Raw genomic sequence first — 18,369 nt, 5'->3', positions numbered from 1 at the left:
CATACTTATTAAGCTTCAAAGCACCTTACTCTGTGTCCCTTAGAAATCTTCGTAAACTCAGGAAGTTCTTTTTTACAGCGCTCAGTTGCTTTTGGACAGCGGTATGCAAACGGACAGCAGTTTTCCTGCTGCAATGTTGTCTTTACTTCCTGATTTGAATTGTTGAGAACTCCCTGTGCACCTTCGAAAAGAAGTTTTGTGTAAGGATGAATTGCAGTTTTATAAAGATCAGCGGCCGGGGCTTCTTCTACCATGTAGCCCCGATACATTACTCCAATTGTGTCACAGAAATAACAGGCTACCTTGAGATCATGGGTGATAAAAAGATAGCTGAGATTTCTGGTCTGGCGGAGATCCTGCAGTAAGTTTAAAACCTGTCCCTGAATTGAAACGTCCAGAGCAGAAACTACTTCGTCGCATACAAGAAGTGATGGATTCATGATGAGACCGCGGGCAATTGAAATGCGCTGTCTCTGGCCACCGCTGAACTCTGCGGGACGACGTTCGAGGTCTTCTGCTGAAAGGCCTACCTCTGTGATTATTTTTTCTGCAAGCTCACGTGCGGCGACCTTTCCCTGCCACAAGGAAGAATATTTAAGACCTGTTGTAAGTACGTTGTAAATACTGAGTCTTGGATTAAGCGAGCGGGCCGGGTCCTGGAAAATGTATTTTACTTTTTCGCGGTAAAGGCGGAGCTGATTTTTTTTGTAGGCTTCAACTTCCTGTGGGAGTTTTTCTTCGGCGTCAAAATATTTTATTGAGCCGCTTGTCTGTTTATAAAGCTGGATTAAAAGTCTTGCGGTTGTGGTTTTTCCGCAGCCTGACTCACCGGCGAGTCCGTAAGTTGTTCCGCGTTTAATTGCAAAGCTTACGTCATTTACGGCATAAACATTCTGCTTGTTTTTTGCAAAAAAGCCTGCTTCCAGATTGAAGGTTTTTGAAAGGTTATTTACTTCGATGATATTTTCGTTTGCCATTAGTTCTGCCCTCCTTTCTTGTCTGTGTAATGAGTTCCAAATTCAATGAGCGATGAAACAAGCTTTTGTGTGTATTCGTGCTGAGGATTTTTGATAACCTCGTCCGGACTTCCTGTTTCAATAATCTGGCCCTGATACATTACGGCAATTCTGTCTGAAATCTGGGCAACAAGATTGATATTGTGGCTGATGAAGATGATTGAAAGATTTCGTTTTTTCTGCAGCTTCAAAAGGAGTGAAATAATCTGTGCCTGAATTGTTACGTCGAGCGCGGTTGTAGGCTCGTCGGCAATTAAGAGTTCACAATTCTGGGCAAGTGCAAGTGCAATTCCGATTCGTTGAAGCTGGCCGCCAGAAAACTGATGAGGATATGATTTGAGGCGCTTATCCGGTTCAGGGATTCCAACCTGTGTGAGAAGTTCGATTGTTTTTTTGTCAGCAGCCTCGCGGGTAATCTCTGGTTCGAGGATTCTGAATGTTTCAAAGAAGATGCTTCCTACATTCTGAAGAGGATCATAAGAACGGCCCGGCTCCTGGAAAATAAGGGCTATCTTTTTGCCGCGGTATTCACGGAGTTCTTTTTGTGAGAGTGAAAGAAGGTCAACTCCATTGTAATAAATGTGGCCGGTGCATTCTGCATTCTGTGGAAGGAGTCCCGGTATGGCTGTTGTTGAAACAGACTTACCGCTTCCTGATTCGCCGACGAGTCCGAGGATTTCGCCTTTTTTTACATCAAAGGAAACGCCGCGGGCAGCTTCGAATGGTGTCCACTCTGTTCCGCGGAGTACGTGGAAGGTAACGTGAAGGTCCTGGACAGAGAGGATACTGTCTTCCGGTGACGGCGGGTTCTTAAGGGCGGAGCCCTTAGGAGAAGGGGTACATCCGGGCATAGCCCGGATGTGCGCAATTTGGTGGAAAATCCTAAACCGACCCGCTGCCGCAGCTCGGTTTTTAACGGATTCTCGATTAGAGCGGGGGGAGACTTCCCCCTTCCCCTTTTTAAATCTTTTGAAAACAGCGCTGTACGGGTCATAGAAATCTCGGAGCGCATCACCGACAAAATTGAAGGCAAGAGTCACAAGCAGCAGCATGAGAACCGGATACAAAAGCCACGGGAAGTTTCTGAGATTTGAGAGAGTTGAAATATCGCGGTTGATAAGTGAGCCCCAGCTCACGGCAGGATCACTGATACCAAGGCCAAGATATGAAAGTGTTGTTTCGCTCATGATAAAGCCCGGAACACTCAGCGTTATGCTTACAATCAAAAGACTTGTAATCTGCGGAATGATGTGCCCGAAAATTACGACGAGGGACGGAACGCCTTCGAGTTTGGTGTTGAGAATAAACTCTTCGCGTTTTACGGAGTGTACAATTCCGCGTATGGTTCTTGCACTACCCGGCCAGCCGACCAGCGAAAGAATCAGCGTGATTATCATGTATGAGGTTCCTGAATCCATGCGGCTGTTTAAGAGCGAGCGCAGGAAAAGGATAAAGTATAGGCTTGGGATGAGCATAAAGAACTCGGCGAAGCGCATTATGAACCAGTCGGTTTTTCCGCCGAAGTAACCGGAGATGCCGCCGAAGATTATTGCAAGCACCATGGCGATTGCGGTGGCGACAAAACCGATTGTAAGGGAGATGCGGCTTCCGTAAATGATGCGGCTGAAAAGGTCGCGGCCAAGATGGTCGGCGCCAAGAAGATATGCCGGGTAAGCCTGGTCCTTTGTTCCAAAGAGATGGCGGTCGCATGGGATAAAGCCGAGAAGTTTATATTCGTAGCCCTTAGCAAAAAGTATGAAGTCGTGGGTGTAGCCTTCGTCTTTTACGCGGGCGTACTTCCAGTTGATTTTACTGATGGTGCGGCACTCGCGAACTTTGATGCCGTGACTTGTCAGCTGAAGATTTGCCGGATGGTATGTGTTATTTTCAAAGGTCTGTGTCGGCTGGTAAGGTGCAAAGAACTCTGCAAAAATCATTACAAGATAAACGAGGGCGAGGAAAATCAGGGAGGTCAATGCGAGAGGTCTTGTCTTAATGTACTGTGCTAATTTTTTCATTTGTTCCCTACTCCTTTACTCGTTTCCGAATCTGATTCTAGGATCTACAATGGCAAGCAGAATATCACTGATTACCATGCCGACAAGCACGAGTGCCGAAATAAACATGCTGTTTGCAAGAACAAGATTTATGTCTTCCTGAAGAACTGCGTCGTACATAAGGCGGCCGATTCCAGGATAAGCAAAGATGATTTCAAGAACGAGCGAGCCTGAGAAAAGTCCTGCAAGAAGGTTTGCACTTCCTGTGATGTATGGATTCAGGGTATTACGGAAGGCGTGATTAAGGTAAACTCTTTTTTCGCTGATGCCGCGGGAACGCAGAGCAAAGATATAAGGCATTCCCATCTGGTCCAGCATTGTTGCGCGGATCATTCGCATTGTGCCGCCAAGTCCGCCGAGGAAAGACGCAAGCAGAGGTAGGAAAACATGATGAGCGTAACTGAATGTAAATTTCATTGGCGCATCTTTAAAAGGAAAATCAGGATATGCGGTCACCGGGAAAAGATTTGTGATTGAAGCAAAAAGCTGCAACAGAATCAAAAGAAGGATTCCCGGGAAGGCATGGAAGAAAAGCGCAAAGAAGGTTGCGCCTACATCCAGCCGTGTTCCGGCCTTGCTGGAGAAAAAGACTCCGAGTAAAAAAGAGAACGTGGTTATAAAAACAAGGGAAATAAGATTCAGTAATACCGAGTTCCACAAGCGGCTCCGTATTAAAAAGCTGACCGGAGCCTTAGATATGAGGCTGGTTCCAAGGTCGTGGTTTACAATAACGCGCTTAAGCCACTTGAAGTACTGAACGTAAAAAGGTTTATCGAGTCCAAGCTCGGCACGCAAAGCGTCCATTTGTTCGGTGGTAAAGTTTTTATCTTGTGAGCCACCAAGTGAGTTCACTGCATTTTTTCCACCCTGACTTTCTGTGCTCGTAAGAAGCTGCTGCGTCATCATCTGGTCAACAATATCTCCAGGAGCAAGTTCCATTAAACCAAAGAGCGCAAAGCCTAATAGAAAAAGAAGAAAAATCATTGTAATAATTCTTCCGGTTATAAAGGAAGCAAGAGGTGCTTTTGCCTTAAAAGCTTTTTGCGGTGCAGTAACTGTCGCTTTTAATTTTAAATAAAAGAGTTTTATTTTATTCATTATCTTCCTTCCTTCAAATAAACATTGTCTATAAGAGCACTGTTTCTATTATCATAATAGACATTTGTCAGATCCCATTTATTACGGATTGCAAAGAAAGATTTTGAACGCATAAGATAGATTACAGGACATTGTTCAAGAAGGATTTCCTGATACTCATCCCAGATTGCTTTTGCCTTGTCATGGTCAATTGTAAAACTGCCTTCGTTATAAAGGTAATCAACACGGGCTTCCCAATCTGTTGCCGGTGTTTCCTGCAGGGGATACCATAAGTGTAAGTTTCCATAACTCGGCCATACATTAGATCCCTGTGAAGGAAAGAGATTTTTGCCAAGACCGATAAAAATAGACTGCCAGTCATAAGTTGAAGTAAGCATTTCAACCTGCTTCTGAAAATCTACCTGTCGGACATTAATCGTTATTCCAACCTTACTGCATTCATCTGTAATAATCTGAGCCATATCATTTGCGGTAGTTCCACCGCTTGAAATTAAAAGGTCAAACTCAATCTTATTTCCTTTGTCGTCATAATAGTGGCCATCTTTTTTCACAAAGCCGATTGATTGAAGTAGTTCTTCTGCCTGCTTTGGATTGTACTTATATTTTAATGTGATATCAGGATTAAAGTATGGATTTACTTCCGGGAAAAAATCATACTTAGCTTCTGCAAGACCACGGTAAGTCTGCAGGGCAACCCTATCGCGATTGAAAAGACAGCTCATTGCCTGTCGGAATTCCTTTTTGGTAAACCAGTTATAATATGGCTTGTCTTTGTTCTGAGGATTCTGATTAAAGCTCCACATTGAAGACCCCATAGAACCATCTGCATTGAAAACCGTATAGTCCTCTTTCTGATTTGCAACAAGGTCTTCTACCTGTTCTGGTGTCGGACTGTAAACTTCTGTTTGTCCTTGTTTGAAAAGAAGATAATCTGTATTTGTATCCCCTACAATCTGATAAATTCTCTGTTCAGGATATGGGATTGAATTCCCATTAGAATCTTTATCCCAGTAATTTGGATTTCGGGTAAATACAAGTCTCTGGGCTGGAATGTATTCTGTGATATACCACATTCCGCAGGAAGGTATTTCTTTTGGATCCTTATCAATACTGAACAAAGCCTTTATTCCCTCAGCCCCATTTTTCTCTTTTGCAGGCTTAAATATAAATGAAGGACAAAGTTTCATATTAGTTGAGAGCATAGGATCTGCAACTATTCTAGGATAGATAAATTCAAAAGTCTTGTCATCGATTTTTTTACAGTCGATATGGGCTTCTGTACCATCTTCCATCAAAATCCATTGTGAGCCGTAGCCATTAGACCCCATATCTGGATCTCCATCGATTTCGTTATACCAGAAAACAAAATCATCTGAAGTTACAGGGATCTTTTTATCTGAGCCATACCAGGTCCAATAAAAATCGTCTCGGATTGTAAAACGAACTGTAAGGGTATTTGCTTCTTCGTCGGTTATTATTTGATAATAAGCAGCTCTAGGCTTCCATTCGCGGGTTGTCATGTCGTAATCGCTAAGATATTCCAGTGTCATACTTACAATAGAAGCACTTGTACCGTCGCGTTCAGCAATTACCTGATTAAAAGTTTTTGGATCAGATAAGATTGTGTCATACCAGATGCCACCGACATTTCCGGCTTTAAATTCCTGTCCAGTCCAGGGTTTGCTAAGTGTTTTTTGTATTAGTTCAGCATTTAGATTCTGGGAATGTAATTCTATTTCTTCCAGTGTCATTTCTGGAATTTTAGAGCAGGATGCCATCAAAAAGCATAATATGCCCATTGATGTACATATAGTTTTTTTATTCATAAAAATCCACCCATATATAGTTTACAATACACAGGTAGATTTTTAAAGTTGAAATTTAAATATAAGAAAAATTTATTAGCCTAACCTTTAAGACCACCGCTGCTTACGCCGTTTACAATATACTTTCTTGTAAGAATGAAAAGTATAATCATTGGGAGAACAACGATAGTTGAAGCAGCCATAAGATATTCAGAATAGCTGGCAGCTTCTGTAGTGAAAACCTGAAGACCATATGGCAATGTTCGGCTCTTTGCATCCGAGGTTACATAAAGAGGCCACATAAAGCTGTTCCATGAAGACAATGCGTTAAGCAATATAATAGTAAAAAGAGATGGTTTTGCAATCGGAACCATGATACGCCATAGGTAAAGCCAGTTTGAAGCACCGTCTATTCTTGCAGAATAATAAAGATTGTCTGAAATAGTATCAAAAAAGTTTTTGAGAATGTATGTATAAAAGATGCTTGCGATAAAAGGCATTACCAGAGCAGGTATTGTATTGTACAATTTGATTTTTACGATTGTAGTATAATTTGTGATGATTAACATTTCAAAAGGAATCATCATAAGGCTTAGCAGAATTGAAAAGATAAGGCTGCGGCCCGGGAATTTCAGTTTTGAAAAAGCAAATGATGCGAGAATTGTTGTGGTTGTTGTTGTGAGAACTGAAAGCACCATTACAATTACTGAGTTTATAAAATATTTTCCAAACGGAGCCATTGAAAAGGCTTCGCGATAATTTACAAAAGAAAAATTTGCCGGAAAGAATTTCGGCGGAAACATGATTGCTTCTGCATGTGTTTTGAACGATGTGAGTATCATCCAGATGAACGGGAACACCATTATGATGGAGCCGAGGATTAAAAAGAAGTAAACAGGGATTTTTGCGAAAGATCTTCGGGTCAAGCCCGACAATGACAGCTTTTTTTTCATTTCAGTCCCTTCCTTCCCATTCGTTTTTTGAGATGGAGCTCAAGCATTGTTACTACGAAAATACAGAGGAAAAGAATTACGGCTGCAGCGGCGGCATAACCATACTTTCTCTTTTCCATCATTGCATATCTGATATAATAAACAACTGTGTAGAGATTGTAATAAGGTCCCGGTTTTCCATAGAACAGCGGATACAGCTCACTGAAAACCTTAAAGCAGGTGATTGTATTAACAATGCACACAAGGAAGATTGTCGGAGACAAAAGTGGAACTGTAATTTTAAAGAAAATCCGCATAGGCTTTGCACCGTCTACACGCGCAACTGTATAATACATTTCATTGATGTTCTGCATTCCCGAAAGCAGAATGATAATTGTGAACGGGAGAATATTCCAGACTCCAAATATGATAAGGGCAAGCAGCGACCACTTTGATTCAGTTACCCACCCGATTTTTTCAATTCCGAATTTTGAAAGCACCCAGTTGATAATTCCGTACTGCTGGTTATACATCAGTCGCCAGATAAGGCCGACCGCAGTTACAGAAGTTACCATAGGCAGAAAGAAGGCTGTTTGAAAAACTGCACTTCCCTTTACTTTTTTATTTAAGAGATTTGCAAAAAAAAGTGATATAGCAGTACTGATTGGAACGACAAATAAAACATAAAGAGCTGTATTCTTTAAGCCTGAAATAAATTTGTCATCAGTTAAAACATATTTATAATTTTCAAAATTAAAGGCTTTAAAAGTTCCTTTCAGATAGCTGTAGTTTTCTTTAAAGGAAATAGTAAAAACGTTGATTACCGGATAAAGAGTAAAGATGATTATGAAAATCAGAAACGGAGAAAGATAAAGCCAGGGCTCAATTTTACTGAAACGCTTATGGCGTTCTGGTGAATACTTCACTACAGTCTCCTTCCCTGATTATCAAAATAAAAGACTCCTTTTTCTTTAAGGCTTACTTTTATTTTTGAACCTGTTGTAATGCTTTCATCTTCAAGATTCAAAATGGCACGAACTGTATTGCCACGGTATGAAAGAGTTACAATCTGATCCTTTCCCATTTCACTGATGGCAAGGATTTCAGCTTCTGTACCATTGTCATCAAGGTAGAAGCTTTCCGGACGGATTGCTGTAATTTTCTGATCTTCAACAAGTTTATTTGCCGGAGGATTTCCTAAGAACTCTGCAACAAACAAACAGTTTGGATTTTTATAAAGTTCCTGACACAGTCCGCTTTGAATTAAAAGGCCGTCTTTCATTAAAAGAATGCTGTCTGAAATAGACATGGCTTCTTCCTGATCGTGAGTTACAAAAACTGTTGTAACTCCAGTTTCCTTCTGAATGTGGCGGATTTCTTCGCGCATTTCAAGGCGGAGTCTTGCGTCAAGATTTGAAAGCGGTTCGTCCATCAGTAGCAGCGCCGGATTTTTTACCATTGCACGTGCAATAGCAACGCGCTGCTGCTGACCACCACTGAGTTCCGAAGGATAACGTCGCAAAAGAGTATCAACATGAACAAGTTTCGCAATTGCATCTACCCTTGCCTTACGTTCTTCTTTATTTACCTTAAGGACTTCAAGCGGGAACGAAATGTTTTCGCTTACAGTCATATGAGGATAAAGCGCATAGTTCTGGAAAACCATGCCGATGTTTCTCTGGTCTGGAGGAAGCGCTGTAACATCTTTATCATCAAAAAAGATTTTACCTTCTGTTACAGGAATAATTCCACAGAGCATATTTAGCAAAGTAGATTTTCCGCAGCCCGAAGGACCGAGCAGACAAATCAGATGTCCGTCCTCAAGTTCTGCGGAAAAATTACTTACAGCAGTTGTGTGACCAAATTTCTTTGTTACGTTATCTATTCGAACTTTCATTTTTTATCGGCCGTTCAAAGCGTCGTTACACTGCTTTTCGATTGCAGCTACAGCTTCTTTTGCAGTCATCTTTCCATCAACAACGTAGTTGAGGTACTCTTCAAGAATCTTACGAACTGCAGCAGAACCTGTTACATTAGGGAATGAACCGGAAACTGCCATGTTAGCCTGAACGTATGGAAGAGCTGAAGTTGCAGGAAGATTTTTCAAATATGCAACATATTCAGGAACATCAGCTGAAGTTCCATAAGGACAAAGTGCTGAGTTTGCAATTGCCCACTTAGCAGCGTTTTCACGGTTAAGGAAGAACTTAACGAATTCGTAAGCACCTTCATCAACTGCATCATTTCTGTGAAGGAAGATAGGACCACGGTTCCAAGCTGTGTAGAAATCACCAGAAATCCACTTAGCCATTCCAAGTTCGCCCTTACCTTCTACCATCTGAATGTACTGATCGTTTACACATGAACCAGAGAAAGAAGCGATATCACCGTTAGCAAGGTCTTCTGAAGAATAACGTCCGATTGTGTTGAAAGAGAAATAACCCTTCTTACAGTTATCAGCATACCACTGATAGATTTCTTCAAGTTTAGGACCACAGAAAGTTACGCGCTTGTTAGCAACGTCAATATAGCCAAGACCATTGTGCATAATCAATTCCTGGATATTGTCTACAAGACCATCTGAGTGGAAACCTGGAATACCTTTCTTTTCTTTGATTGTCTTAGAAACTTCAACAAGTTCATCCCAGTTTGTTGGAGGATTCAAGCCAAGCTCTTCAAAAATTGTTTTGTTATAGAAAAAAACTGGACCTGTTGTACAGCCAGGAAGATAATAGATTCCACCGTCTTCAAAACCAAGTACATCAGTTTTCATTGCTTCTGGAAGAGAATCAATGATGTTCTGCATTGTCTTGTCGCCTTTCTTATTATCTTTCTTGATATATTTGCGGATATCAATAGCAAGACCTTCGTTAGCATAATCTACAGCAGTTGTACCATAGTTGAAAATAATGCTAGGTCCGATTCCGTTTGCTACAGCATTGTAAACAGTGTCTGTAAAGCCTGCATAATCCTGATTCTTTACTTCTACTATATATTTTGACTGTGTAGCATTGAATCTGTCTGCTGCATCAATAAGGGCAGCAGCCTGCTTACCATTGTAAGTGTGCCAGATTTCAACAGTAACTTTCTTGTCTTTTGACTTTTTACCAGCAGCGAAAATCATGCTGGAAACAAGTACCATTGAAACTAAGATTGTGATGATTTTTTTCATGAGATACTCCTAAAAATGATGTCATCCTCGGGCTTGACCCGGGGATCTAAAGTCGCGTTGCCGTCGTGAGGCAAGGAAAGTGATGTGGAGTTCATCACTGCGGGATTTTTTTTTGATGATAGCATTATTCAACGCTTTATTCAATTAAATAGAAATGATATACTATAAATATGAGCAAAAGTTTAATCAAATCTGTTGTATCATCATTTTTTCTTATAATTTTACTCTTTTCATGTGCTTCAACAATCAAGCAGACAAATCCGACTGGACAAAAAGTTCAGTTAAGAACTGATGTTGTAAATGTAACTGGCGGAGAATTAAGAGGAATTTATACTCAGGATGGAAATATAGAAATTTATGCTGGTGTTCCATTTGCAGCCCCTCCTGTTGGAGAACTACGCTGGAAAGAACCTCAGGATATTATTCCATGGGATGGTATTTTAGAAGCAGATCACTTTGCTCCTATGGCAATGCAGAAAAAGAAATCTGCTTTATATAACTTTTTATTTCAGCTTTATACTCATTCTCAAAAAGATAGAACATTTAATGGTCCGCAAAGTGAGGATTGCCTTTATCTGAATGTATGGAAGCCTTCTGAAAAAGCTCCTGAAGGTGGCTGGCCTGTTCTTGTTTATATTCATGGCGGTTCTTTAATGTCCGGTCAGAGCTGGTATGAAAAATATGATGGTGAGAATCTTGCACGAAATGGAATTATTTTTGTCAGCATAGCATATAGAACTGGTGTTTTCGGATACTTAGCTGATAAAGAACTGGCAGCAGAATCTGAACACGGAACAACAGGTAACTATGGACTTTTAGATCAGATAAAAGCATTGGAATGGGTTCATAATAATATAGCAGCTTTTGGCGGTAATGCAGATAACGTTACAATTGCCGGAGAATCTGCTGGTTCATCATCTGTAAATGCTTTATGTGCTAGTCCTCTTACAAAAGGTTATTTCCGTCGTGCTATTGGAGAAAGCTCTTCTGTAATTCAGAAGACTCCACCCCACACTTTCCGAAAAATGGAAGCAGCATTAAAAATGGGAGACGACATAAAAGCAGAATTCAACTGTAAAAACATTGAAGAATTACGTGCTGTTCCAGCTGAGAAATTGATTAAAACTAAGTATGCAAATAATTCAATGTGTGTTGATGGCTATGCTCTTCCACAGACTCCTTTTGAAATCTATCAAAAAGGTGAAAATCATGAAGAAGCTCTTTTGAACGGATTTAATAAACAGGAGGCCTTTGGTTTTACCTATTTTACAAAAGTTAATAAAGATAATCTTGCTTCGCTTCTTGAACCAAGCTTAAAAGACAATACAGATGATTTCCTTTCTCAATATGGAGAAATTAAAACTAAAAAGCAGGCAAGAGAAATATATAATGAAGTTTTCTCTGCTGTTTGTTTTACTTATCCTCATGAATGCTGGTCTAATACTGTAAAAGTACAGGGAAAGCCTGTTTACGAATATTATTTCTCTCGTGAAAACAAAGAGTTTGGAACCTATCATTCTGGAGAAATAATTTATGCCTATAAAAATATTCCTCACACAAAAAATTACGAAGCATACGATTATGAGCTTGAAGAAATAATGAGTTCCTACTGGCTGAACTTTGTAAAAACTGGAAATCCAAATGGTCTTGATACAAATGGTAATCCACTTCCTGTATGGGAAACAAAGGCAGAAAGCAATGGTCTTCTGATGGAATTAGGTGATACCTGCACTATGGTAGAAGATCCGTTCGGATATATTTACAACTATCTTGAAGATTAATTTAATTCAACTGTGACTCTCTGCGATAATACAGGGAGTCCTGCTTTATTAAACAGATTAATCTTATAAAAAGCTGTCTGCCCTATTTCTACAGACAGTTTTTTTGCTTTTAAAATACTTTCTGATTTTACAATTAGACTGTTATTTTCAATTGTGCATGAACAGTCTTTAAGTTCAGTTCCATCACAAAGAATTTTTAAGCCATTAATTTTATCAGTTACAGGCGGTACAAATTCTTCTTTAATGTTTGAAAATCCGTTGTAGGTGGAATTATCCTGTTCCTTAATATACAGCCCTTCTGCATTTTTGAGAGTTATTTTTATGCCGTCATTTTCTTTTGTCACAAAATCAATATAAGGGCTCTCTGCATCAACTGATTTATTATAAATATATTTTTGTGCAATTAATGCAAAACGATGTCCAACATCAAGTTTATTTTTCGGGTGAATATCATAAACGTTTCCGATATCACCAAGAGAAATTATATAAACATCTGGTACATTATGGCTTACTTCAAATTGCTGCTGTCTCAATTCCGGGAAGTTATGACCTTTGTTATACAGCCACTGACCAAACGGTGCTAACTGTGCAAATATAAATGGAAGCTTTGTCTGATACTTATTTACATTGAACCATTCTTCTCTCCAGCAGTTGATTAACGCTGTAAAGATTTTTCCATAATCTCCGGCATGGTCCTGATCACTTTCACCCTGGTACCAGAGAACACCCTGCACTGTATACCCGAGAATTTTTTTGAGCATCAATCCAAATAAAACTCCAGGATAATTCGGATCCCCTTTTGCACGGTAAAGTAAATCTGCTGGATCTACTCCGTGTCCCTTAAACTCAGACGGAAGAATATCAAAAGCATCAAAAGTGTTTTCTACAGGCTCGGTTGTAACTGTCATAATCTGGCGATTACCTTCTTCTGAAGACTGGGAAGCAGCATTTTGTCTGAAGGACTGCTTTGCCTGCCACAAATTATTTTCTTCAATTATTGCATCAAGCTTTTTTGCATATTCAACCTGACTGTCAAAGGCTGGTTCTTTTTTTATCCAGTTTTCACTAAGCCATGCAAGGGCAATTGTTCCACCCCAACTGCAGTTTAAGATTCCAACTGGAACACCTTCTTTTCTAAGTTCTTTAGCAAAGTATGCGGCAGGGGCACTAAAATATCCTCTGTCTTTTTTTGTATAGGAATACCATTTATCCCACGGATTCCATGATTTATAACCTAATTCTTTTTCACCTTCAAATGAATATCTTCCAACTGTGTACATTCTAAGATGTTCATCATCAGGAGCATTTTTTTCTTCACTGTAATGTTCTTCGTATTCAAGAAGAAACTCCATATTACTCTGACCGGAAGCTACAAAGACTTCTCCAAAATCAACATTAGAAAAAATTGTATCGCCTATTGTTAAGGTTGCATTTTCTGTTACCGGCTGTGGAGGAATATAAAAACTAAAACTACCTTTCGTTAGTTCTGGAGTACAGATAAGCTTTCCGTTAAGCTTAACTTCAATTTTTGAATATTCATTTTCTGTTCCCCAGACGAGTACTTCTTTATTGCGCTGGAGAATCATATTGTTCTGAAATACTTCTGCTATTTTCATTTTTCTATCCTGTATGTGTAATCTGCTAAATCTGCAATAAGTGTTATTTTGTGATCGTTATATTTCCATGAGATTAAAAATTTATTTTTATTAGAACCAATTTTAATATCTGCATTTTTATTAAAAGCCGGATGTGTATTGCGAAGTTCAAGAAGCTTGAGCTGTTCCTGCACAACTGTTTTTTTAAGTCCTTCTTTAATCTGAGTCCAGTTAAGATTTGTTCTGTTGATTTCTTTGTGAGCTCCTTCTCCGCCGCGCTTTACAGCATCAATATCATTTTTACCGGCAAACAAATCCAGATACCAGATTTGAGGTTTTTCCGGCATAAAGAGTTGAATTGCACGGGCAAGCAGCAGCTTGGAATTCTCTTCACCGAGTGCGCTGTAGTAAGTTGCATTTACCTGGTAATAAATGTTTTTCTGTCCATACAGATTTTTTACATAACCACCGCGGTTTACAACAAGGTCAATCAGTTCTTCAATTTCATCATCACTAATCAGGCCTTTTAAATCCAAAAGCGGGATTCCGTCATGGCAGCCAAGCATATTTACAAGATTCAGTTTTTCATTGAGAATCTGATTTGCCCAGTCTGCTAAAACTGTAGAATCTTTCTTTTCAATGCAGTAAAGCAAAAGCCCTGGCAAAAAGAAATCATATCCCGGATAACCTTTTTGATTAATCTGCTTGTAGATTCCTTTTTCATAGCTTTCATGAATTTCCGGTAAAAGCGAAAGATTATAATCCTTTGTTTCATCCTTGATTCTGCTAAGAATATCCCAGGTTTCAGGATTCAGGAAATTGCGTTTTCCTTTTGCTTTACTTGCGTATGCAAAGGCATCAAGACGGATTATATCTGCTCCATATTCTGAAAGTTTTTTCAAGGTTTCGCAGTAAAAGTTCCAGACCCTACCGCTGTTTACATTCAAATCAATCTGACCAAGATATTTTTTCTTTCCATTTTCTTCTGTTACTTTCTGATAAAAAGTATTCCAGTATGGAGTTTTATTTCCCTGAGAATCTTCTACCATAATAATAGGAAGGCCTGGTTTTCTGAAGAACATATTTTTTATCAGTTCTGGATCTGGAGAGATGTAGCCTTCTTCTGTAAGTGGTCCACAGCCTTTCCAGAACTCATTCCAGTTGATAAAGAAATCAGAATATTCAGAAGTCTGCCCTTTTTCGAGCAAATCTAAAAACTGAGGTGAAGTTGCGGAAAGATGATTTAAAACAAAATCAAGCTTGAGTTTAATTCCAAGTGAGCGGAGTTTTTCAAGATCTTTTTCATCTGCAAGTTCTTTATTCAAATCATAACTTACAACACAAAATCCTCTGTCTAAATCACTTTTAAAAAGGCTTGGCAGAATATAAAAAGAAGAAAATGCTTTTGAAAAATTATAATCACTGAAAAGTTTTACTATATCACTAAGCTTACCACCGAGACTGTCAGGATAAGCATTGAACATTGGTTTTATATCCATAACTAAAATCTCCTGATTTTTATAAGGGCTTTTGGCTTTTGTGCAATCAGCTGATTCTGTTCGATTCCGAGAACCATCATCAAAAATGGTGAAGCTATATGAGTATCGCGGTTGCGCTGCAATCTGTATTCCAGAGTTTCTTCTACTGTGCTTTCAAGGAAAATCGGAATATCAACACCTTTTACAAAATCACTGTTTGCATGTGTCCATTCAAGAATCATTATATCCTTGTCGCTGAAATCAGCTTTTTCATAACAAAGTGAATCTTCTTCGCGGCCAAGGTTTTTTAGCCACACCTGATTTTTCCCCTGCTTAAATGATTCAAGAATTTCATTGCAGTAATCAAAATCCTGCTCAAGAGGACTTCCAAGATAATTTTCCAAGGCATTTTTTCCGGCTGCTAAATAATGTTCGAACCACGGATTTTCTTTGACATAATCATAAGAAGCATCTGTAAAATCTTTCATCCAGCGGTCTAATTTTTCCCGAACCTCTTCAGTATATAAACCTAGACTAACAAGTGCCTTTGTTCCTGCACTTCTGAAAAGTGTCAGCCGTTCAGAATCATTTAATCTTGGAATTCTGCGGGGAACATTATCACCGGTCATGATAATGGTTTTCAGCCCTGCTCCATTAAAAAGCTTACAGAGCAACTCTGCCATAACAGACTTTCCGCTGCCTGAGCCTCCGCAAAGACCAATTATTATACGTTCCTTTTTTTGAAGCTTTTCGTTGTTTGCAAAAAACAGTTGTAATTCTTTAATCGCAAGCTCAGTACGTTTAATACATTCCTGCGGAACATCTTCATCAATTTGAGAAAGATTTATATTTTCAAGCAGCTGAAAATTCATTTTCTGTTTGCTCCTTTTTTTAGATATATTTGTAATTATCCTCAGTTGGAATATACTGCACTTGGATTTTACTATCTAAAAGTTTATCAATAACTTTTGCAAAATCCTTCATGCCAAGCTCTTCCATATTAAAATGTCCGATATTCAGGCAGGCTTTTTTTCGGCCAAAATAAAGTGCATCTCTAATATAAGCCATTGTTGTCCATTCTACAATTTCGCCCGGGATAATAACTTCAATTCCATCTTTATCCATAGCTTTAATAATATCAGATGAATAAGAATGGAAGTAACCGTCTTCTTTTATACCTTCTGTACTGAAACAGTTAGGACAAAGGTGGCCGACAATTGCAACCTTGCTTACAACATCTTCCGGATTTCCCATTGTTCTGATTGTATGAAGATTGAGTTTTTCCTTAAGATGATCTGCAATCTTACCAACTGTAGTTTCAGGTAGTTTAAACGGATAATAGAACAACTGCTTTCCATCAGGATTCTGATAGTAGTCTAACCAGCCAAGCTCTTTCATTACTCCGGTAAAAATACTGTCTGGATTATGAAAATGCATATGGTCGTGATCGCGGTAAATTGTAAGATGATTTTCATTGATCATCTTATATTTCATATCATAAATCTGATTTGAATAATCTTCTTTCCATTCTGCATAATCAGGGCCTTCGTAATTTGTTGGTTCATGAACCAGAACAAGATTACAGCCAGCCTCTGCTGCCTTCTGCAAAACATTTAAAGTTGGAACAAGTGCAACTGCAACTCCTGTGCACTCGTCTTCACCGCTTCCACTTTTATATCCGTCACATCCTTCATAATTTTCAACATAAGGATGATAGTCTAAAATTTTTTGAATTACTTCTTTATTCTTCATTTCCTAAAGCCCACTCCAAGCCTAAATCTAAATGTTTATTCCAGAAAGAATAATCGTGGATTCCAGGTTCTTCTTTATAAGTAAAAGGAACTTTGTTATCTGTCAAAAACTGTCGGAAAAGCTGATTTTCTTTATAAAGGAAATCTTCAGTTCCAATTGCCATATAGATTTCCGGCATCTGGATATTTTTTTCAAGACAATTACGGATAAGTGTTTCTGGATTTTTTTCGCTTGCTTCTAATTCATCAAGTGGTCCAAAAACATCATCATAATATTCATAAGAAGAAATCATATCCTGAAAGCCAGGTTTAATATTTTTGATGTTATGAATTATAAGTGCAGAAGAAAGCGCAATAATCTTACTGAACTTATCTGTATAAGCAAGGCCGGTATGTAATGCTCCAAAGCCGCCCATGCTTAAGCCGGCTACAATTGTATTTTCGCGGCTGATATCAAAGCCAAATGCTTTATTACAGAACTGCAGCAATTCAAAGCCCACGTAATCAGCATATTTTCTTGTGCTGCTTTTCTGATTCAGATAAAAAGAATTTTCTCCTGCAGGTACAACAAAATTTACATTGTATTTAACTGCAAGGGCCGGTAACGGAGTATTGAATACCCAGTCGCCTTCGCTTGAACTATAGCCATTTAACAGAAGAACAGTTTTTGGCTTTCTGTTGAATCTTTTGCTCTGCGGCATAATAACTTGTGGTAAGTCATTAGGGCTTACAACAACAAAAGGTACTTTGCGACTAAAACTCATCGCATAGAATTCACATTTATATACAGACATTAATTACCCCTTAACAGCACCAACTACGATGCCTCTGATGATATGTTTTTGAGCGAATGGATAAATAATCAGAATCGGAAGAATTCCAACAACTGCCATTGCCATTCGAATTGATGTACCCGGCAGTTCAACTGTACCTGTACCGAGTAAAGAAGAATTTGTATTTGCACGAAGAGCCTGAATGTTGTTCATAATCTTCATAAGAAGCATTTGAATTGTGTAGAACTTTTCGTTGCTGATGTAATACAAACCGTTGGTCCAGTCATTCCAGTAGCAGAGTCCTGAGAACAATGAGATTGTTACAATTGCAGGAGTTGCTAGCGGGAACATAATCTGAACAAAGATTCTTAATTCTCCAGCTCCATCTATTTTTGCTGATTCAATCAAAGATTCCGGAATACTGTTATTAAAATAGTTCTTAACCAGAATTACATTGAAGGCAGAAATCAGATAGTTTGGAATTATAAGAGCCCACATTGTATTTTTGATGTGGAAAAAGCGTGTCCACATAATGTATGAAGGAACAATTCCGCCATTAAAAAGCATTGTGAAAAATACAAAGAATGCCAGCGCATTTCTGTACTTAAACGACTTTCTAGAAATTGCATATGCAAGCATTGTTGTAAGAATTACACCGGTAACTGTACCTGCTACAGTTACAAAAATTGCTACTCCATAAGAGCGCAGGATTGTTACTCCCTGCTTTACCATGTAGTAATAGGCATCAAGGCTTAGCGCCTTTGGAAAATAACTGTATCCGTTCTGGATCAATGCGCTTTCTGCACTGAATGAAGCAATCACAATAAGAATTAAAGGTAATAAGGTTATGGCAACAATAATTCCTAAAATTGCTGTGGTTATATTATTAAAGCTTTTACTTTCGACCATAA

Annotated in this window: 15 protein-coding genes; 1 reads left to right on the top strand and 14 read right to left on the bottom strand. The window is 38.9% G+C overall.

The genetic code is table 11. The annotated features are described in order from the left end of the window. Window positions 1-8: 8 nt before the first annotated feature. The 8 genes from AABJ44_RS08185 to AABJ44_RS08150 all read right to left on the bottom strand — a co-directional run bounded on the left by AABJ44_RS08185 (window position 9) and on the right by AABJ44_RS08150 (window position 10,080). On the bottom strand, window positions 9-977 hold the full coding sequence (locus AABJ44_RS08185; RefSeq protein ID WP_338368414.1) for an oligopeptide/dipeptide ABC transporter ATP-binding protein: 969 nt from the start codon (window positions 975-977) through the stop codon (window positions 9-11). Further along, the gene (locus AABJ44_RS08180; protein ID WP_338368413.1) at window positions 977-3,034 is read right to left on the bottom strand and encodes a dipeptide/oligopeptide/nickel ABC transporter permease/ATP-binding protein; all 2,058 of its coding nucleotides are present in this window, start codon (window positions 3,032-3,034) and stop codon (window positions 977-979) included. The genes AABJ44_RS08185 and AABJ44_RS08180 overlap by 1 nt, the downstream gene beginning before the upstream one ends. 15 nt (window positions 3,035-3,049) lie before the next feature. Next, window positions 3,050-4,171 carry an ABC transporter permease gene (locus tag AABJ44_RS08175; RefSeq protein WP_338368412.1) on the bottom strand — a complete coding sequence of 374 codons (1,122 nt, stop codon included), beginning with the start codon at window positions 4,169-4,171 and terminating at the stop codon, window positions 3,050-3,052. After that, complete coding sequence (locus AABJ44_RS08170; RefSeq protein WP_338368411.1) at window positions 4,171-5,997, bottom strand: ABC transporter substrate-binding protein; 1,827 nt, start codon at window positions 5,995-5,997, stop codon at window positions 4,171-4,173. Before AABJ44_RS08170 ends, AABJ44_RS08175 begins: the two co-directional genes overlap by 1 nt. Window positions 5,998-6,077: 80 nt before the next feature. After that, window positions 6,078-6,929, bottom strand: coding sequence for a carbohydrate ABC transporter permease (locus AABJ44_RS08165; protein ID WP_338368410.1), 852 nt, complete (start codon window positions 6,927-6,929; stop codon window positions 6,078-6,080). Then, a complete protein-coding gene (locus AABJ44_RS08160; RefSeq protein WP_074640769.1) occupies window positions 6,926-7,834 on the bottom strand; it encodes a carbohydrate ABC transporter permease in 909 nt (302 codons plus the stop codon). The genes AABJ44_RS08165 and AABJ44_RS08160 overlap by 4 nt, the downstream gene beginning before the upstream one ends. After that, a complete protein-coding gene (locus AABJ44_RS08155; RefSeq protein ID WP_338368409.1) occupies window positions 7,834-8,805 on the bottom strand; it encodes an ABC transporter ATP-binding protein in 972 nt (323 codons plus the stop codon). The genes AABJ44_RS08160 and AABJ44_RS08155 overlap by 1 nt, the downstream gene beginning before the upstream one ends. Before the next feature lie 3 nt (window positions 8,806-8,808). Then, the gene (locus tag AABJ44_RS08150; RefSeq protein WP_338368408.1) at window positions 8,809-10,080 is read right to left on the bottom strand and encodes an ABC transporter substrate-binding protein; all 1,272 of its coding nucleotides are present in this window, start codon (window positions 10,078-10,080) and stop codon (window positions 8,809-8,811) included. A 170-nt stretch (window positions 10,081-10,250) separates the two neighbouring features. Between AABJ44_RS08150 and AABJ44_RS08145 the strand changes: the two genes are divergently transcribed. After that, window positions 10,251-11,861, top strand: a complete 1,611-nt coding sequence (locus tag AABJ44_RS08145; RefSeq protein ID WP_338368407.1) for a carboxylesterase/lipase family protein — start codon at window positions 10,251-10,253, stop codon at window positions 11,859-11,861. Here the strand turns inward: AABJ44_RS08145 and AABJ44_RS08140 are convergent. The 6 genes from AABJ44_RS08140 to AABJ44_RS08115 are packed head-to-tail and all read right to left on the bottom strand — an operon-like array spanning window position 11,858 to window position 18,367. Beyond that, a complete protein-coding gene (locus AABJ44_RS08140) occupies window positions 11,858-13,477 on the bottom strand; it encodes a sialate O-acetylesterase (protein ID WP_338368406.1) in 1,620 nt (539 codons plus the stop codon). The two genes, AABJ44_RS08145 and AABJ44_RS08140, sit on opposite strands and share 4 nt — an antisense overlap. Further along, complete coding sequence (locus AABJ44_RS08135; protein WP_338368405.1) at window positions 13,474-14,955, bottom strand: alpha-amylase family protein; 1,482 nt, start codon at window positions 14,953-14,955, stop codon at window positions 13,474-13,476. Before AABJ44_RS08135 ends, AABJ44_RS08140 begins: the two co-directional genes overlap by 4 nt. A 2-nt stretch (window positions 14,956-14,957) precedes the next feature. Continuing rightward, entirely contained in the window at window positions 14,958-15,806 is an 849-nt protein-coding gene (locus AABJ44_RS08130; protein WP_338368404.1) for a hypothetical protein, read from the bottom strand. Between the two features lie 19 nt (window positions 15,807-15,825). Continuing rightward, complete coding sequence (locus AABJ44_RS08125; protein ID WP_338368403.1) at window positions 15,826-16,686, bottom strand: Nif3-like dinuclear metal center hexameric protein; 861 nt, start codon at window positions 16,684-16,686, stop codon at window positions 15,826-15,828. Next, the gene (locus AABJ44_RS08120) at window positions 16,676-17,479 is read right to left on the bottom strand and encodes an alpha/beta hydrolase (protein WP_338368402.1); all 804 of its coding nucleotides are present in this window, start codon (window positions 17,477-17,479) and stop codon (window positions 16,676-16,678) included. The genes AABJ44_RS08125 and AABJ44_RS08120 overlap by 11 nt, the downstream gene beginning before the upstream one ends. Before the next feature lie 3 nt (window positions 17,480-17,482). After that, on the bottom strand, window positions 17,483-18,367 hold the full coding sequence (locus AABJ44_RS08115; RefSeq protein ID WP_338368401.1) for a carbohydrate ABC transporter permease: 885 nt from the start codon (window positions 18,365-18,367) through the stop codon (window positions 17,483-17,485). Window positions 18,368-18,369: the final 2 nt, after the last annotated feature.

Source organism: Treponema bryantii (genome assembly GCF_036492245.1).
In the GTDB taxonomy this organism is placed as follows: domain Bacteria; phylum Spirochaetota; class Spirochaetia; order Treponematales; family Treponemataceae; genus Treponema_D; species Treponema_D bryantii_C.
Note: the sequence above shows the minus strand (reverse complement) of the source record. Positions and strands in the feature narration are given on the sequence as shown.

Coding starts and splice junctions, on each gene's coding strand:
- AABJ44_RS08130 (WP_338368404.1), bottom strand. CDS start 15,806: ATGAATTTTCAGCTGCTTGAAAATATAAATCTTTCTCAAATTGATGAA.
- AABJ44_RS08115 (WP_338368401.1), bottom strand. CDS start 18,367: ATGGTCGAAAGTAAAAGCTTTAATAATATAACCACAGCAATTTTAGGA.
- AABJ44_RS08175 (WP_338368412.1), bottom strand. CDS start 4,171: ATGAATAAAATAAAACTCTTTTATTTAAAATTAAAAGCGACAGTTACT.
- AABJ44_RS08150 (WP_338368408.1), bottom strand. CDS start 10,080: ATGAAAAAAATCATCACAATCTTAGTTTCAATGGTACTTGTTTCCAGC.
- AABJ44_RS08170 (WP_338368411.1), bottom strand. CDS start 5,997: ATGAATAAAAAAACTATATGTACATCAATGGGCATATTATGCTTTTTG.
- AABJ44_RS08120 (WP_338368402.1), bottom strand. CDS start 17,479: ATGTCTGTATATAAATGTGAATTCTATGCGATGAGTTTTAGTCGCAAA.
- AABJ44_RS08180 (WP_338368413.1), bottom strand. CDS start 3,034: ATGAAAAAATTAGCACAGTACATTAAGACAAGACCTCTCGCATTGACC.
- AABJ44_RS08145 (WP_338368407.1), top strand. CDS start 10,251: ATGAGCAAAAGTTTAATCAAATCTGTTGTATCATCATTTTTTCTTATA.
- AABJ44_RS08140 (WP_338368406.1), bottom strand. CDS start 13,477: ATGAAAATAGCAGAAGTATTTCAGAACAATATGATTCTCCAGCGCAAT.
- AABJ44_RS08155 (WP_338368409.1), bottom strand. CDS start 8,805: ATGAAAGTTCGAATAGATAACGTAACAAAGAAATTTGGTCACACAACT.
- AABJ44_RS08165 (WP_338368410.1), bottom strand. CDS start 6,929: ATGAAAAAAAAGCTGTCATTGTCGGGCTTGACCCGAAGATCTTTCGCA.
- AABJ44_RS08125 (WP_338368403.1), bottom strand. CDS start 16,686: ATGAAGAATAAAGAAGTAATTCAAAAAATTTTAGACTATCATCCTTAT.
- AABJ44_RS08185 (WP_338368414.1), bottom strand. CDS start 977: ATGGCAAACGAAAATATCATCGAAGTAAATAACCTTTCAAAAACCTTC.
- AABJ44_RS08135 (WP_338368405.1), bottom strand. CDS start 14,955: ATGGATATAAAACCAATGTTCAATGCTTATCCTGACAGTCTCGGTGGT.